The organism is Streptomyces sp. G7(2002) (genome assembly GCF_028870195.1).
Lineage (GTDB): Bacteria > Actinomycetota > Actinomycetes > Streptomycetales > Streptomycetaceae > Streptomyces > Streptomyces nigrescens.
This window is the reverse complement of record NZ_CP102609.1, coordinates 277,672-293,642: the sequence shown is the minus strand read 5'-3', so window position 1 is coordinate 293,642 and position 15,971 is coordinate 277,672. Positions and strand designations below refer to the sequence as shown.

11 protein-coding genes are annotated in these 15,971 nt (G+C 70.7%); 1 reads left to right on the top strand and 10 read right to left on the bottom strand.

Going from position 1 to position 15,971, the window contains the following annotated elements:
* Positions 1 to 133: 133 nt before the first annotated feature.
* On the bottom strand, positions 134 to 643 hold the full coding sequence (locus NUT86_RS01275; RefSeq protein WP_274732773.1) for a hypothetical protein: 510 nt from the start codon (positions 641 to 643) through the stop codon (positions 134 to 136).
* 288 nt (positions 644 to 931) lie between these two features.
* On the opposite strand from NUT86_RS01275, the gene NUT86_RS40565 reads away from it, so the two are divergent.
* Positions 932 to 1,780 carry a hypothetical protein gene (locus NUT86_RS40565; protein ID WP_446750744.1) on the top strand — a complete coding sequence of 283 codons (849 nt, stop codon included), beginning with the start codon at positions 932 to 934 and terminating at the stop codon, positions 1,778 to 1,780.
* A gap of 200 nt (positions 1,781 to 1,980) precedes the next feature.
* Here the strand turns inward: NUT86_RS40565 and metC are convergent, their stop codons facing one another.
* From metC to NUT86_RS01225, 9 genes are all read right to left on the bottom strand, one after another.
* Positions 1,981 to 3,171: a cystathionine beta-lyase gene (gene metC / locus NUT86_RS01265; RefSeq protein ID WP_274732771.1), complete on the bottom strand. Its 1,191-nt coding sequence runs from the start codon at positions 3,169 to 3,171 to the stop codon at positions 1,981 to 1,983.
* The gene (locus NUT86_RS01260) at positions 3,168 to 4,421 is read right to left on the bottom strand and encodes an MFS transporter (RefSeq protein WP_274732769.1); all 1,254 of its coding nucleotides are present in this window, start codon (positions 4,419 to 4,421) and stop codon (positions 3,168 to 3,170) included. Before NUT86_RS01260 ends, metC begins: the two co-directional genes overlap by 4 nt.
* Positions 4,421 to 5,290, bottom strand: coding sequence for a sulfurtransferase (locus tag NUT86_RS01255; RefSeq protein WP_274732767.1), 870 nt, complete (start codon positions 5,288 to 5,290; stop codon positions 4,421 to 4,423). The genes NUT86_RS01260 and NUT86_RS01255 overlap by 1 nt, the downstream gene beginning before the upstream one ends.
* On the bottom strand, positions 5,287 to 6,498 hold the full coding sequence (locus NUT86_RS01250; protein WP_266437781.1) for an ATP-grasp domain-containing protein: 1,212 nt from the start codon (positions 6,496 to 6,498) through the stop codon (positions 5,287 to 5,289). Before NUT86_RS01250 ends, NUT86_RS01255 begins: the two co-directional genes overlap by 4 nt.
* 15 nt (positions 6,499 to 6,513) lie before the next feature.
* Positions 6,514 to 7,782: a radical SAM protein gene (locus NUT86_RS01245; protein WP_109886604.1), complete on the bottom strand. Its 1,269-nt coding sequence runs from the start codon at positions 7,780 to 7,782 to the stop codon at positions 6,514 to 6,516.
* 140 nt (positions 7,783 to 7,922) lie between these two features.
* Complete coding sequence (locus NUT86_RS01240) at positions 7,923 to 9,212, bottom strand: ATP-grasp domain-containing protein (protein WP_274732764.1); 1,290 nt, start codon at positions 9,210 to 9,212, stop codon at positions 7,923 to 7,925.
* A gap of 610 nt (positions 9,213 to 9,822) precedes the next feature.
* Complete coding sequence (locus NUT86_RS01235) at positions 9,823 to 10,569, bottom strand: right-handed parallel beta-helix repeat-containing protein (protein WP_274732762.1); 747 nt, start codon at positions 10,567 to 10,569, stop codon at positions 9,823 to 9,825.
* A 292-nt stretch (positions 10,570 to 10,861) separates the two neighbouring features.
* Positions 10,862 to 11,422, bottom strand: coding sequence for a hypothetical protein (locus tag NUT86_RS01230; protein WP_274732760.1), 561 nt, complete (start codon positions 11,420 to 11,422; stop codon positions 10,862 to 10,864).
* Between the two features lie 115 nt (positions 11,423 to 11,537).
* On the bottom strand, positions 11,538 to 15,920 hold the full coding sequence (locus NUT86_RS01225; RefSeq protein WP_274732759.1) for a hypothetical protein: 4,383 nt from the start codon (positions 15,918 to 15,920) through the stop codon (positions 11,538 to 11,540).
* Between the last annotated feature and the right edge of the window lie 51 nt (positions 15,921 to 15,971).

Genomic DNA, 15,971 nt, shown 5'->3' with positions numbered 1-15,971 from the left:
CTCCTCCACCCGCCCAGCGAAAGGGCACACCCCGCTCACGGCAAGTCCCTGCGGGGCCCGCCCGCCGCCTGCACCTTCACCACCCGACCGCAGGCCCTTGGCGTCGGGGTGGTCGGGGTCCAAACGAAGCTGCCTAGGTGTCTGCGCCGGTGGGGGTATAGATCTCTGGGTCGGTGGAGAGGTGTCCATTGTCGGGGGTGAGGATGCCGCACAGCCTTTTCACGGGCGTGTAGAGGGGCCGGCTGTCGGGTTCGATGCCGTCCTCGTCGGGGAACTCGAAGAGCCGGTCGAAGGGCACGGTGACGAACGGCCATGCGCCGGAGGTCTCCGCCGAATCGGGGTGGAACTGCCACACGGTGCCGAAGTGCCGGTTGTGGACTTCCCCGACGTACCACGAGGCGGTCTGGAGGAAGTCGCCCCCTTCCTCCAGGTAGGCGTGCTCGGTGGTGGCGTAGCGGTCGCGGATCAGGTCTTCGAGGCGGGCGAGCGAGTCGAGGCTGAAGTCCCAGGTGCCGGGGGCCTGTTCGGCCCAGCCGGGGAACTCTGCGTGCTGGACGGTCAGCCAGGCGTTCAGGACCCGGTTGTCGGACCTGAGCTGGTCGAGCTGTCGCAGTTCCTCGTACTCGGTCTCGTCGATGTCCATATCTGCGACCCTATCGGCCCGGTCGTGTGACTGGCCGTCACGCCAACAGGGCCCATTTCAGGAGGAGTTGGAGGCAGGCTCGGCCGAACATGTGGCGGCTGTGCATCGTGGTCCGATTGACGTGGCCCTCGACAGGGCCCCGGACGCTCTCCTGGAGCATCGCCATGAAATCGACCGGCTGGCCCAAGACGGCCCCGGACGCCTGTCTCAGCTGGGAAGCTGGCTGGTACCCCTCATCGTCCGTGAGGGAGAACAAGGGTGCACACAACACGAGACAGGGGCGTGACGATGGACGCCGGCGACTCCATCTCCGCTGTCAGCGCGCTCGTTGCCGCCGCCGCGGCGGTAGTGGGCTGGTGGCAGGCGCACAGCGCAAGACGCACCGTCAAGGCGTCCGAAGAACAGGTCAATGTGATGCGCGACCAGCTCGCGCTGGAGCGCACCCTGCGGGACGACAGCATCAGGCCCCGTTTTGAAGTCGTCCACACCACGGCCATGCTGCTCCCAGGGGGCGGAGGGCGCCTGACGGTGGAGGTCCTCCAGACCACGGGCGTGCCGCTTGATGAGGTGAAGGTGGAGCTGTTTGCGGGCGGCCGGCAGATCGTGCCCGATGAGTCCGCCGACAGCGTCTACGGCTCCCTGTACTCCGCGCCCGGTAGTAAGTTCACCGTCCGGGCGCACCTCGATGAGCAGACCGCGCAGGCCCCGGCCATCCGCGTCGAACTGTCCGGCACAGAGGCCCGAGGCACCCGGCAGTGGTCTGCGAGACTCGTCGCCCATCCTGCTGTCACAGCCAGCCGACTGCTTGGCTCTCACAGGGACGAGTACTCGGCGGTGACCGCCTCCGGCCTGCCACGGCGGGTGCCCAGAAGCAATCTGGCCCCGCGGCCCGCCGAACAGTCCTGGTCGGGTGGCCCACAGGTGTCCCGAGCCCCCGACGATGTCAGGGGCAGGCTGAGCAATCTGCGCCGGGTGGCCCAGCGGCGACGCAACGCAGGAAGTGACGCGAACAGCCAGAGCTCCGTTCCTGGCAGCAACCAACGCCAGAAGCATTCTGGGGTGGGCCCTGGCGGCCCTGCGACGGTGAAGGGCGTGCCTCCCGGCGACGCTCCGGCCCCGAAGAAGATCCAGCCGTGAAAGGGCACAGCCTTCCGCGTCGTGACCTCCGTTGAGGACGTGGCCCGCCCAGGCCGGCGGCCGAGGAGGACTTCGATGTAGCCGGCCTTGGTGCCGTGGTGACAGAGTGCGGCCCCGACGCCTCCCGGTCCGCCCCGAGCCCACGCGGTGTGCCGGGTGGGCGACAGGCCCGGGCCCGATCCCGGGCCCGGGAAAGAACCTCAGGGCCGCGCGTGGGCGGAGAGGGTGGCCAGGCCCCGGGCCAGGTCCTCCTTGAGATCGTCGAGGGATTCGAAGCCGGCGTGCACGCGCAGCAAGGGGCCTCGGCCCGCCCATGTGCCCGGGAGGCGATGGGTGACCGGATCGGCCGGCACGATCAGGCTCTCGTAGCCGCCGTAGCTGTGGCCGAGGCCGAACAGCCGCAGCTCTGCGAGCAGCGCGTCCACGGCGGGCTTGCCGAGCCCGGGTTCGAGTTCGAGGCCGAACAGGCCCGCGGCGCCGGTGAAGTCGCGGCACCACAGTTCGTGCCCCGGGTCGCCCGGCAGCGCAGGGTGCAGCACGGCGCGCACCCCGTCCTGTTCGCGCAGCCAGGAGGCGAGGCCGACGGCCTGGTGATGGTGCTGACGCATCCGGACGCCGAGCGTACGGAGCCCGCGCAGGCCCAGATAGACATCGTCCGCGCCGGCGCACTGGCCGAGCCGGATCGCCGAGGCGCGCACCGCGGGGTAGGTGTCCTCGGTGCACACGATGGCTCCGAGGATGCTGTCGGCGTGACCGGTGAGGTACTTCGTCGCCGAGTGCACGACGACATCGGCGCCCAGCTCCAGGGGGCGGTGGAAGGCGGGCGTGGCCCAGGTGTTGTCGATGAGGGTGACCACGCCGTGGGTACGGCACACGCTCGTGACGGCCGGGACGTCCTGTACCTCGAAGGTCGTGGAGCCGGGTGACTCCAGGCAGACGAGGCGTGTGGTGGGGCGGATCAGGTCCTCGATGGACTTGTCCACACCGGGATCGTAGTACTCCGTCTCCACGCCCAGATCGGCCAGCGAGTTGCAGAACTTGCGGGTGGGCAGATAGACGGAGTCGCTGACGAGGATGTGGTCGCCGGCCCGGACGAACGACAGGATCGCCGTGGTGATCGCCGCGAGACCCGAGCAGGTGGCGACGGCGGCGTGCCCGCCTTCCAGGTCGGTCAGTGCCGTCTCGAAGGCGCGGCCGGTGGGTGTGCCGAAACGGCCGTAGACCGGCATCCGGCGTTTGAGGGGGTCGGCCTGCGAGGCGTCCATCGCGGCCACGTCCTCGTAGAGCACCGTCGAGGCCCGGTGGATCGGCGGGTTGACGTAGCCGTGCTGCTGCCGCGGGTCGGATCCGGCGTGCACGAACCGGGTCTCCATCGAGGGTTTGCCGGTCATGACACCACTTCCAGATCCGCTTGCTCGTCGTGTGCTGCGGCCGCCGCGGTCCGGCGGCCGCCGAGTACCAGGGCGATGGCTGCCGCGACGGCGCACTGCACGGCGACGGCGATCCAGAACATGCCCAGGTCGTGTGCGCTTTGGTAGTGGGCGAAGAGGAAGCCGCCCACGATGCCGGCGAGGAGGCCGCCGACACCCGCCGTCAGCCGCTGGACACCGAAGGCGAACGCCGGATTGCTGGGTATGCGGTCGACCATTTCCAGGTCACAGCGCAGGAAGAGGAAGACCTCGCCGAGGCTGAAGAGCACGGTGCCGCTCAGCAGGGCAGCGGTGTGCCCCAGCGACATCACGGCCGTCCCGGCGGCCATCAGGGCGAACGATCCGGCCACCAGGCGGCGGTAGTCGGCCCGCGCGATCCAGCCCGACAGCGGCGGCTGGAGCGCCACCATCATGGCGCAGTTGACGAGCATGGCCCAGCCGAGCACCTGGATGTTGTGCACACCCGCGGCGTACAGGCCCAGGAAGCTCTGGAAGAAGAAATAGAGGTAGAAGGCGAGCGCCGTGAAGAGCACCGGTCGCAGGGCGCCGCGCAGGGTCTGGAGCTTCCCGGCGGGGCCGGGACGGTCGGCGCTGATGCCGCCCGGCGGGGCGTCCTGGCGGCGGGCGAGGGGCCGCATGGTGAGCTGGTGGGCCAGGGTGATCAGGCCGAACAGTGCCGCGGCGCCGAGGAGCAGCACCACCGGATCGGCGTCGATCAGGACGGCGGCCAGCAGCGGCCCGAGCCCCATCCCGGCGTTGAGGGCCGCGCTGCTGACGCCGAGGAACAGCGGCCGCAGCTCGTCGGAGACACAGGTGACGATGTACGCCTTGTTCGCCGGGAGATAGAGCGCCGGCCCGGCGGCGACGAGGACCACTGCCGGGTAGGCGACCCAGGGGACCTTCACGGCCAGCCCCAGCAGGAGCAGACCCGTGGTCCGCAGGGCGAGGGAGCCGACCATCGTCCGCTTGAGGCCGAGCCGGTCCACGACCAGGCCCCCCAGGATGCTGCCGCCGAACTGGATGAACGTGGCGACGGCCACCAGTACACCGGCCAGGCGGACGTCCAGGCCCACCGCTTGGACCATCAGGACGCCGATGAACGGCGTGACCATGTAACTGCCGAGTGCGACCACGAAGGACAGCACGATCAGCGACTTGAGGCTGGACGACAGCCCCCTGAACGTGCGCCACTTGGCCGAGAGCGAGGACATCACGCCGACGGCCCTCCGCTCTGCGGACCGGTGACGACCGGCCGGTCCGCGTCCGGCAGACCCCATTCGCTCCAGGACCCGTCGTACACGGCCAGGTCGTCGTATCCGGCCAGCTCGGCCCCCAGCGCCAGGATGCAGGCGGTGACGCCGGAACCGCAGCTGAAGAACAGGCGCCGGCGGTCCCCGGCGAGCGGGGCGAACGCGTCGCGCAGCTGCGAAGCGGGACGCATCCGGCCGTCCCGTTGGAGCTCTCCGAACGGCAGATTCAGCGCTCCGGGCATATGGCCGGGACGCAGCCCCGGGCGGGGCTCGGCGACCGCGCCGGCGAAGCGGTCGCGGGCGCGGGCGTCGAGGACTGCCGAGGCCGGATCGGTCAGGGCCGCGGAGACCTCGTCGCTGCCGACGATCAGGCCGGGACGCGGCCGTGCGGTGAAGTCACCGGGGCGCGCCGCGGGTGTGGGTGCGCCGGTCTCCAGCGGCAGCCCGGCGGCGCGCCAGGCGGGCAGACCGCCGTCGAGCACGGCCACCCGGTCGTGGCCCATGGCCCGCAGCATCCACCATGCGCGGGCACTGGAGTAGAGACCCGCCCCGTCGTAGACGACGACGGTGTCGCCGTCGTCCACGCCGAGCGCCCGCATTTCCCGGGTGAAGTGCCCGCCCCCGGGCATTGTGTGCGGCAGCGGACCGGAGTGGTCCGAGAGCGCGCCGTCGATGTCGAAGGGCCGCGCCCCCGGGATCCGTTCGCCGGCGTCGCGGTGCCCGCCGATCGAGGCGTCGAGCACCACCAGCCCGGGGGTGCCCAGCCGCGGCGCCACCCAGTCCGTCCCGACCAGCGGGCCCGGCAGGGCGCCGGGCGACGGCCCGTTCATCGTGTGCCTCCCGTGGGAGCGGGGGACCACTCGGCGCCGTCGGCGAACCAGGCCGCCACATGTTCCAGATTGGCCGCCACGTCCTCCTCGGTGTCGCCGCCGACGACGTAACCGGCCAGGAAGAGGCCGGACTTGACGCCGCCGTGGAACTCCTGGCCGACCGTGCCGGTGAGCGCGACCTCCTTGACACACGCCGGCTCGTCACCGGAGGGCAGACGGTTCAGTACGCCGTTCGACGGCGGGATGCACAGGGCGCCGGTGGGGCGGTAGCCGGGGGTGCCCAGGGTGCTGGGGAGGCCGCATTCGGCATACAGCCATTCCTTGTCGAGATCGATGCCGAAGGCGTGCCGGACCATGGAGCTGATCATCCCGCCGCCGGTCCGGCTGGCGATCTCGCAGAACACCGTCCGGTCGTCGGGGGTGATCCACAGCTCCGCGTGGAAGGCGGTGTGCGGCGGTGTGGGCAGCTCTGCCAGCACCGCCCTTGCCGCCTTGAGCAGCCGGTCGTGGACCGGGTCCTGGGGTGTCAGCGGGAGGTTGGCCACCCAGTCGTTCGCCCGGAAGGACAGACAGTCGTTGAGGTAGCGGAAAGGGTGGGCGAACACCACCTCGCCGTTCACGACCAGCCCGTCCACGTGGTACATCTGCCCGGGTACGAACACTTCGATCTCGCTCGCGCCGCGCCACGGGCGGGCGAGGTAGGCGTCCAGCTCCGCCTCGTCACGGATGATGGCCGCGCCCAGAGAGCCGGACTCCGAGAGCGGTTTGATGACCACGGGATAGCCGTGCTCGGCGACGAACTCCAGGGCGGTGTAGGCCGAATCCAGGGGCCGGTAGGCGGGAATCTCCACCGGGCCCCCGACAAGGTGGTCCTTCATGACCACCTTGTCGCGGAAGGCCAGGGCGCTCGCGGTCCGCTGTCCCGGCAGGTCCAGCAGGTCACGCAGTTGTGCGGCGCGTACCACGTCCGCCTCGGCGCGGGCGAAGACGGCCGTGACGGCGTGCTCGCGGGCCAGGCGCAGTGCCGTCTTCTCGACGAGCTGATTGGTGTCGTAGTCGTCGAAGGCGTGCACATGGGGCAAGTGGCCGTACCCGGCCGCGAACTCGGTGGTGGTGAGGATGACCGGCACGACACCGGAGCCGGCCAGCCAGCGGTCGTACGGGGTCTTGGCATAGGGCGTCTTGGCGAAGACGAGGACGTGCGGCATGTGCGTGTTTCTCCTTCAGCCCGTCGTCTCGACGAGAGGAAGCCGGCGGCGTGCGGGGACCCGGGAGACCAGCTGCTGCTCCTGGGCGAGTTCGCGGGCGAAGCAGCCGTCCTTGTAGACGCCCGAGAGGCGCTTGTTGGTGAACGCCTCGATGGCCGCGTGGTCGAACTCCAGGTCGTAGCGGACGTCCTCGCCCCCGTCGGCGACCGTGCGGACGAGGATGCCCAGGTGCGGCTCGAAGGTGTTGACGCAGCCGACGATGTCACCGATCTTCTCGCGGCGACCGTCCGCCGACTCCGACAGCACGCTCACCTCGGTGGGGATGGCGGCGAACAGCTGGCGGCCGGCCCGGCACCAGCCGACATGACCGGGGAACCCCATCGCCTTGATCCCGAAGGTCCCGAAGTCCTCACTCACGCCTAGCTGGAAGCCCAGTTCGACGTTCTCGTGCAGCCACTTGAAGTCGCGGTAGGCCTGCTCGATCTCCTCGTAGCTGAGCTGGAGTTCGGGGTGCCGGCCACCGTGGTCGGAGAAGTTGTTGAAGCGGACCGTGTCGACGCCCAGCTTGTTGAAGTAGTGGGCGTAGCGCTCCAGGGACTGGCGGCCGTGGTTGTGCCGGCCGATGGTGACGCCGATGTTGACCCGGAAGGCATCCGACCGGTCGGCGTCCGCGGGAAGCGTGCTGCGGTGGTGCTCGTTGTAGTGGTCGATCCGGCGCAGCACCTCCTCGGTGTTCGCCCCGCTGAAGACGCCCTTGATCGGGTAGCTGCCGTCGTCGATGACGGCCAGGTTCTCGTCGATGACGCCGTGGTAGGTGATGGAGATGGTGCCGTAGCCGTTGACCCGGGCGAGGTCGAGAAGCTCCAGGTAGTTGTCGGCGAGCAGCGGGCGGCCGCTGGTCCAGGCGTCGCCCTTCTCCATCGTCTCGGTGGGCTTGTGGTCGGATTCCTGTCTGAACTCACGGTTGTTGGCGGGACCGTAGATGCGCATGAACTCACCGTCGTACGCGAAGCTGTCCACGTACCGCGGGTAGACGTGGTAGCCGTGCGACTGCAGTCCGGAGAGGATCCGCGGGCCCTCCTCCATGGCGAACGACTTGTCGTAGACCTTCTCGTAGTTGACGAACCAACAGTGCGTACATTTCTGTCCGCAGGTGTTCTTGCCGACCTTGGTGTCCAGGTCGAGGTAGATGTGGATCTCCTCGGGCTTGATCTCCTGGAACGGAGTGCTGAACGGCTCATCTCCGTGGAAATCGTAGGAAATCGGCGCGTTGTCGACGGTCATGGTTCCCCCAGGCGTGGTCGAGTCGGGTGTGCAGCGAGCAGAGCGGTACGGCTGCGATCGGCGCCGGGGCGCCCTGTGGCAGGGCGGCCCCGGACCGAAGCGTGTGGGTGGTGGTGCGTGGTGGTGGCGCGTGGTGCGTGTTACGCGACGGGCGCGGGCTGTGCGGCGGTGCTCGGCGGGGCCGTGCTGCCGGGCGGACCGGCGTCGGGCCGGGCGGTGGGGCGGGCGTCCGCGACGAGGTGCGCCGAGGGCACGGTGGCGTCGGGTTGTGTGGTGACGATGGGCAGCGCCGTCAGCTCGGCCACCGCCGCCACACACGCCGTCGCATCCGCCGCGGCGATGACGGCAGTGCCCAGGCGGTCGGTGGAGGACCTGAGCGGGCGGACCGGGTCGCCCGGCTCCACGGCGACCTCCCACTCCACGATCGTTCCGTGAGTCAGGGACGGTGGTGGGGCGACGTCGGTGACCGTGCCGGGCGGTGCGGTGAAGAAGACGGTCGCGGCCGTGGCGGCCGTGGCCGGCCCGCGCGGCACTCCCGCGCCGACCGCCCATCCGAGGGCGGCGACCCGCCAGTCGATGCCCGTGGTCAGCCGCACCAGGTCGGCGATGCCGTCGCCACCGAGGCGGTTGTGCGTCTCGATCACGATGACGCGGTCGCCGTCCACCTTCACCTCGGTGTGGCTCGGCCCGTCCGTCAGCCCGAGGGCGTCGAGCAGCTGCCCGACCGCCTCCTCGACCCGTGCCCGCCCGCCGGAGTCCAGTGACGGCGGCGGCATCATGTGGCTGACCTCGACGAAGCTGCCCGTTGTCCCCTTCTGGGCGATGCCCACGACGGTGTGCCGGCCGCCGGCGGACAGCGTCTCCACGCTGAACTCCAGCCCGCCGACGAAGGCTTCGAGCAGGGTGCCGCCTGTCCGGCGGTCCGCCGGCAGGTCCGCCGCACGGTCCACCAGAGCCACGGCATTGCTGCCGACGCCGCTGACGGGCTTGGCCACCACGGGGGTGTGCCCGGCGAACAGTCGCGCCACCGCGTCCGGGTCGCCGCCGGAGGCGAAGGCCGGGTTCAGATGCGGCGCCTTCCGTTCGAGGACCCGCCGCATCTCCAGCTTGTCGCGGGTGCGCCGGACGACCGCGGGGGCGACCCCCCGCACACCGAGCCGCTCCGCCGCCGCGGCCGCCGGCTCCAGACCGAGCTCGGTCAGCGAGACGACGGCGGTGGGCGACAACGGCTTGAGCACCTCGTCGACGAACGCGAGGAAGGCCGGGCCGTCGTGGAAGTCGACGGTGTGCACCTGCCGTGTGCCGGCCATCCGCCCGTCGTTCCGGTCGAGGGCCGGAGCCCCGGGCAGCTGTACATGAAGGAGATCACCGGGGAGAGCCTCGGCCGCTCGCGCGACCGTCGGATTGGCACCGATGACCACCAGGGTCACGACAAGGTCTTTCTGGTCTGCATGCTGCGATACACGTCTGGCCCCCCGCTTTCTTCAGGTCCGGGAACGTCCGCCGACGACACCGGGACCACATGAACCGAGCCAACGCCGAACAGGGGCCGCAATGCGACGACCGACCGTTCGAGTGGCTCAGGCGAAGACAAGGTCGCAGCGGCACTCACTCGCTGTCAACAGATATGCGCAAAGCTTGACTTGCCAGAAAGTCCGCTCTGACCTGCATCAAATCCCATGGTTCAGAGGATTGGCCGGAACCATATGATGCCTGTCCCATATCCACCCCTGACGCCTTCCAGCCGATTTCCCCCACACCTCAACCCGCCCGGAATCGAGCGGCAGTTCCTGGTGCCGCACCCTCTGCACCAGGTCAGCGCGCTGGGCGCAAGGGGGACCTGACGCCCTGCCTGGGGGCGGCTTTCAGACAGGGCGTGAGAGTCATCCTTGACGGCAGCCGTTCGTCACCTCCTTGGGCGGGCACGGCCCCCGGAACCGGAGAATCTACGCAAAAGCTCATGCCTCCGGTTCGCGAGGAGACGCAGTGCCCGTACGGCGAACGAGGGGCGGCGCCCCCGCTGTGGTTGCGGTTTCGGCCCTACAGCTTGCTGTTGCCGCCCTTGTTGACGATGCTCGCCTTCCTGCAGTTGTTCCAGGTGAGCCTGAGGCCGGTGCTGCCGCCGCCCTTGCCGCCCCACCTGATCAGCGGGAGCCGCTTGCCGGAGTAGCCGGTTCCGTACTTGTTGCTCTTGAAGACGTTGCCGCGACCGCAGGTCTCGCCCTTCTCCAGCCGACCCCACTCGCTGAACAGGGCGTACTGGCCGGACTTGGTGAAGGTGTTCCCGCTCACCGTGTTGTTCCGGCTGCCGTCCCTGATCCGTACGGGGTCCCCGGTGATCGACGAGAACTTGTTGCCGGTGATGCTGCTGCGTGAGGTCTGCACCAGGTAGACACCGTGCATGTTCCCGCCGTTGCGCAGCCCGGAGAAGGTGTTCTTCCGGATCACGATGCCGGAGGAGTTCTTCACGTGGACGGCGGCGTAGCCGGTGGAGCCGCTGAGGTTCTTGAACGTGTTCCCGCTGACCGTGACGTTCGAGACGTTCCTCAGCAGGATCGCGTTGTCGTGGCCGGAGAACTTCCTGCCGCTGATGGTGAAGCCACCGGGGCCGCCGTCGATGCACAACTGGTAATCGCCCTTGGGGCACTTGACCTGCCCAGGGTACTTGGCGGCGGTGGCACCCCAGCTCGGCTCGGCCGTGCCGCCGAGCAGCAGCACGGTGCCGAGGGCGGTGGCGAGAGCGGCGGTCGGTACGAGACGGCGGGCGCGCGGGGCGTGCGTGGGCATGGGACGACTCCTGTCCGGCTGTCGGGTGGGGTGAGGGGGCGCGGCGGCCGCCCTTCCCCCGGTGGGGCCGGCCGCCGCGACAGCAACCGAGCCTGGGGGACCGGACCCCTTCCGGCAATGGCTTTCGCTGTCCGGGACAGCCGTGCGGCTGTCCGGGCTGGTCAGCGGCTTGTCCGGACAGTTCCGGGCGGGGCATCCGGTGTGGCCTGGACGGGGCGGGGTTGCCGACCCGGAAGGCCGGGATGGCAAAGATCGCATGGCGGGAGCGGAGGGTGAGCTGTCCTGATCAAGGTCAGAACAGCCAGGCCAGGTAGGCAGAGACGGCTATTCCGGCGGTGGACATGAGCGCCAGGCGCTTGGCGATCCAGGCGAGCCGGGTACCGCGTACCGCGGCGAAGAGGTCCTGACCCGTGCCCCTTTGCGGAAAGACGCCGCTCGCCGTTACGGGAAGTGCGGCTGAGCCGATCAGCAGTCCCAGGAAGGCGAAGGCGATGTGGACCCAGGCCGAGCCCATGCCGGCGACGACGTAGCCTGCGCTGCCCTTGCGGACCTGGAGGGTGTCGCCGGGTTCGGCCTCCCGTGTGTTCACTCGGGCGTGCGGACCGCTCGCCAGGCCATCGCTGTCACCGGCCTCGGCCGGGTGGAAGGTGCCGTAGCAGTGGCGCATGCCTCCGCGGCCGCCACCACCGCTGTGGCACTCGCTGACGGTCAGCTTGCCGGCAGTGCCCAAGAGCCCGCTTGCGACGGCGGCCTGATATCCGGATACGCCGCAGATGCCGAGGGCTACCAGCAGGCCGAAGATGCCGACGGCGCGGCCCCCGATGGTGGGCAGCGGGTCACTCGTTATTGGCATGGACAGACCCTATGGCAGAGCCCGCCCATGTCAGCGACGGCATCGGCGTGGACTGCTCCGCTGAGCCTCGAGACCGCCGGCGGCTCGGCTCTTCCCGCGTGTGGGGACATCAGGGTCAGCGTTGGACGAGGGGTGTGCGGGATGCGTGGTGGAGGAGGGCGGCGGGGGTGGTGCGGGAGTCGGGTATGGGCCAGTGAGGGTCCTTGCCGGTCAGTGCGGCGAAGAGGCGTTGCCAGGCTTCGTCGTCCGTGCCCAGGAGCTTCCCGGCCAGGACGGCCAGTTCGTTCGTGGCGTCCTGAACGGCGGCCTGAAGGGCGGTCGGGACTTCCTGGCGGACGGAGACTTCGGCGAGGTAGTGGAGCATGCGGTTGGCCATCGCACCACCGTGGATGATCTCTTCGCCGGAGAGCAGACCCCGTTCGAGAAGGGCGTCGAGGACGGCGGCCCACTCCTTTCGCTGGAGCGACAGGTTCGGGATGTTCCCGATGGCCGCACGGGCCCAGCTGGGGCCGCGGTCGGTCAGGGTGCGGTCGATGAAGCAGGACCAGTATTCGAAGGCCGCCGGCGCGAGCTCGTCCGGCGCGTCCGGCAGCCGGGCGATGGTGCCCCATACCCGCGAGCGAAACGGATCCTGTTCGTGCGCCCGGATCAGGACGTCCCAGTCGCGGGTGTAGGGGAGGGCCAGGATCTCCTCGTGGTCGTACTCCCCACAGGTGCGGAGCTTGGCGACGAGGCGCTCCGTGCTCAGTTCCTTGTCGAGGCGGGTGGTGAGCACCGCGACGGGGTCGGGCGCGGACAGCGCCTTCGTGGCGACCTTGGCGGCGCCCACGCTGAGCAGGCCCCGGTCGATCAGCGAACGGAGACGGTCAGGGCCGCCGTGGCGAAGCGTATTGCGCGCGGCCAGGAGGTGGTCCGGGAGCGGAAGGCGCTTGCCCCACGAGGCCAGCGCATGCTCCACGAGTTCGGGGTCGGCCGCTTCGACCAGAACGCGGTGGTACTCCGCCGACCGCTTGTCGAAGTAGGGCCGGCCGAGCAGCCGTTCGCGGAGTTCCGGGGCGAGCGGGAGGAGATCGTCAGGCCCGTCGGTGGCGCGGCCCTGAGGCAGGCGGGAGAGGATGATCCGGCGGATCTCGACGGTCGAGCTGCTGCTGTGGACGGCCCCGAACAGCGTCGCGTTGATGGTGGGGTCGTCGACTGCCAGGAGCCGCAGATGCAGCTCCCGATGGCGGGAGCTTCGAGCCAGGACGAGCAGCGCGGCGCGGTCGTCGTGGGTGAACAGATGGTCCAGGAGGGCGTCGGGCAGGTGTCTGGTCGCACAGGCGCGCTCGGTGAGGGTGAGCGTGGCCTGCGCGTCCAGCCGCGGCAGTACGGCCGCGAGCGCGTCGGTGCCCGCGTGCAGCAGGAGTCCGGCGCCTGCCGGGGTGAGCACGGTGGTGGGGACGGTGTCCGCGCTGCCGTGCTCGAGCAGCTCGACGAAAGGCCGATCGGCCCAGTCGGTGTCCATGGCGGCGAGCGCGCGCAGCCACCGCTCGGGATCGGTGCCGAGCCGGTCGGCGACCAGTCGGCGCGCGGCACTCACTGCGGCCTCCGCCGGCACATCACGTGTGAACCAGTCCCTCGGGTGCGGCGACATCTCGCGCGCGGGTGTCCGGGCAACCATCTCGCTGGGCGCCACGAGCCCCTGCCGGCAGGCCAACAGGTTGGGCTTCCCGTGCCCGTCGGTCGTCTGCTTGACGAGGCGCCGGCGAGTGTCGGGCGAGGCGTGCCGCTCACACGCCTCCACGAGCCAGTCAGGATGGGACGGACCGGGGAAGTCGGTCATGTGCGTGGCGGCGAGGACGTCGAGCACAGAGGGGTCGGTGGGCAGCGGCGCGGCCGCGACGAGCGTGCGGAGCAGGTGTGCCGAGGCGAGGGCCGCGTGCGGGTCAAGGACCTTTTCCCGCTCCCGTTGCTCGGCGTGGGTGAGTGCGGGGACGGGTGCCTCGGCCGGGTCCGGGGCGTCGGTGGTCCGGGCGTTCGCGTCGAGGCGGGCCAGCTCTTCGGCATCGGGTCGGGGGCCGGCCACGCTCGCGGCTGTGGTGATCAGTTCGGCGAGTGAGCCGGCGAAGGTGCCGACCAGGTTGAGCGCGATGACCCACGCTTCCGGATGGCCGGCCAGATGCTCGCGTACGAGGTCGACGGCGTGCCCGCGTGCCCGGGCGCCGACATGGCCGAGGTACGGGAGGGCCGCCGCGGCCGGCTGGGCGGTGTCGACGAGCCGCTCGGGTCCGAGCAGGCCCCGCTCGACGGTCGCGACGAACCAGCCGTGCAGGCCGGCGTCGTACGCCGTGGAACGCAGATGATCGACCGGCTCGGCGTCGAGGGCGCTTGCGCGGGTGGTGAGGGCCTGGCGGATCGCCTCGTCGACGTCCTCGTGGCGGAGGAGCTCCTCGATGGGCTCGGGTTCGAAGGCGTGCTCGTGATGGGCGGCGACCAGGCATGGGAAGTCGTACACGTAGGGCTCGTGCACGATCTCCCGCATCAGCCGGCGGGTGGCGTTGCGTCCGCGCGGGGTGGCGAAGACCTGGGGGAGCGCTTCGGGGTCTTCGTAGGGCTCGAGCCCTTCCCGGAACCGGTCCAGGCCGTCGGGGTGCTCCAGCGCGGCGGCCGCCTTGGCGAGGACCGAGGACGGGTCGGCGTCGGGGACCAGATCAAGGAGCCGGCGCACGGTGTCCGGGCCACCGCGTTCCCACACCCGGACCACGGAGAAGTGGCGCGCTTCGTCGCTCGCCCACCATCCCCAGGAGTGCAGGACCAGTTCGGGGTCGCCGCTCGTGATCAGCGGGCTGCGGCGGAAACGGTCCTCGGTGGCGAGGAGTTCGGTGCGCAGTGCGGCGTCGAAGGGGACGAGTTCGACGCGGCCCGGGGTGCGGGGGACGCCGGAGGCGATCGCGCGGCGCAGGGAGAGGGTGGCCTTCTGGTTGCGGTACACGGCGGCGTTGACCGTCGGTTCGTCGCACTCGGTCAACCGGCGCAGATCGCGTATGCCCAGGGTGATGTTGCGGCCGAGGGCGGCCCGTACGCGGGGGCCGGACGCCGCGAGCGCGGTGTCGAGCGCGTGCGCCGGCAGCGCGCCCTTGCCGAGCAGGGCGTGCAGCAGCTCGTCGGGCAGGTGGGGGAGCAGCACGCGCAGATCGTCGGGTTCGGCGGCGTACAGCAGAAACCGGTACGGCTTGGTCAGGGCGGGAGGTATGACCGTGGGGCCGGGCTCGGGCACCGTGCCGTCGGCGATGCCGGCCAGAAGGCCGGCGAGGGTGCCCTTGTACCGGGACAGCGAGGTGCGCAGGGTGGCCCAGCGCTGCGGATCCGCGCCGAGTTGGCGATAGAGGAGGATGCGCAGGGGTGCGGTGGGGCCGAGTTCGAGCAGAGCCCGGGCCGCTGTGCGCGCGGGGGCGACGGTGTCGAGGACGACTGCGCTGAGGTCTGGCTGGTCACTGGACGGGCCCAGGCCGGCGGCGATCCGGAGGAGCTCGGGGTGCCCGGGCGTGTGTACGGCGACGCGCAGCAGGGCCGGACAGGGGGGTGCGGCTTCGGCGACAACCGTGGGGTGGGTGCGGTACAGGTCGGCGAGCAGATGCTCGGGACAGCCGGGGTGGGCGGCGAGGACGCGTACGGCCGGCTCCGGCAGCGGCGCGGCCTGATGAGCCGTCACGATGGCGTCCCAGTCAACGGTGCGGCGCCAGGCCGGTTCGGCTTCGCCCGCGCGGAGTCCGGCCACCAGGCCCTCGGACCCCTCGGCGATGGCCACCGCGGCGCGCAGCCGGTCGCCGCCGGTGCCGCCGTCGGTGTCACCGCCGCCACCGCCGCCACCGCCGGTGTCGCCGTCGGCCTCCAGCGCCCTGTGCGCGATCTCGGCAACAGCGGGGTGCAGGGGAGCCGGGCCGGTGGCGGGAGCGAGCAGCGCGCGCAACCGGTCGGGATGCGAGAACAGCCCGAGTACGGCACGCAGTTGCTCGGCCGTGGTCAGCGCGCGGCCGCAGGTACGCAAGGCGTGCTCGGCCAGCTCGGGTGCTTCGCTCACCACGGCCGCACCCACGAAGTGGGGGAGCGCCGGCGCTTCTTGGGTGGTGGCGCAGATACGGGCCAGCAGGGAGGCGAGTGCGGTGGGCTCGGGGTGCCGCCCAGGCGAGAGGATGAGACGCCGCATCCACGGGCGGGCCCCGGCATGCTCGTACACACACTGATCGACGACCGGGTCGGGCCGATCGAGCAGCGCGGCCAGGTCGTCGACGCTGAGACCCTCGGCCCGGGCCAGGGCTCGCCGTACCCGCACGTCGGGGTCGCCGGCCGCCTGCGCGCGGGCCTCAGCGGTGAGGGGCACCCAGGTGAGGTATCGGGGCTCCTCTTCGCCCAGTCGGCGTCGTACCCGCCCGGCATCGCCGGGGGCGGCCCCGGCGAGCAGCAGGGCGAGCAGTTGGGCGCCGCTCCGGCCGTAGCGGGTCACTGAGCCTGATGTCACCGATCGTGTCCCTTGCGTCTGTCGTGCGTCGTCTTCGCACGGTGGTCCGAC

Excerpts from the sequence above, each read along its gene's own strand:
- NUT86_RS40565 (WP_446750744.1), top strand. The coding sequence starts at position 932 with ATGGACGCCGGCGACTCCATCTCCGCTGTCAGCGCGCTCGTTGCCGCC.
- NUT86_RS01260 (WP_274732769.1), bottom strand. The coding sequence starts at position 4,421 with ATGTCCTCGCTCTCGGCCAAGTGGCGCACGTTCAGGGGGCTGTCGTCC.
- NUT86_RS01275 (WP_274732773.1), bottom strand. The coding sequence starts at position 643 with ATGGACATCGACGAGACCGAGTACGAGGAACTGCGACAGCTCGACCAG.
- NUT86_RS01245 (WP_109886604.1), bottom strand. The coding sequence starts at position 7,782 with ATGACCGTCGACAACGCGCCGATTTCCTACGATTTCCACGGAGATGAG.
- NUT86_RS01230 (WP_274732760.1), bottom strand. The coding sequence starts at position 11,422 with ATGCCAATAACGAGTGACCCGCTGCCCACCATCGGGGGCCGCGCCGTC.
- NUT86_RS01235 (WP_274732762.1), bottom strand. The coding sequence starts at position 10,569 with ATGCCCACGCACGCCCCGCGCGCCCGCCGTCTCGTACCGACCGCCGCT.
- metC (WP_274732771.1), bottom strand. The coding sequence starts at position 3,171 with ATGACCGGCAAACCCTCGATGGAGACCCGGTTCGTGCACGCCGGATCC.
- NUT86_RS01250 (WP_266437781.1), bottom strand. The coding sequence starts at position 6,498 with ATGCCGCACGTCCTCGTCTTCGCCAAGACGCCCTATGCCAAGACCCCG.
- NUT86_RS01255 (WP_274732767.1), bottom strand. The coding sequence starts at position 5,290 with ATGAACGGGCCGTCGCCCGGCGCCCTGCCGGGCCCGCTGGTCGGGACG.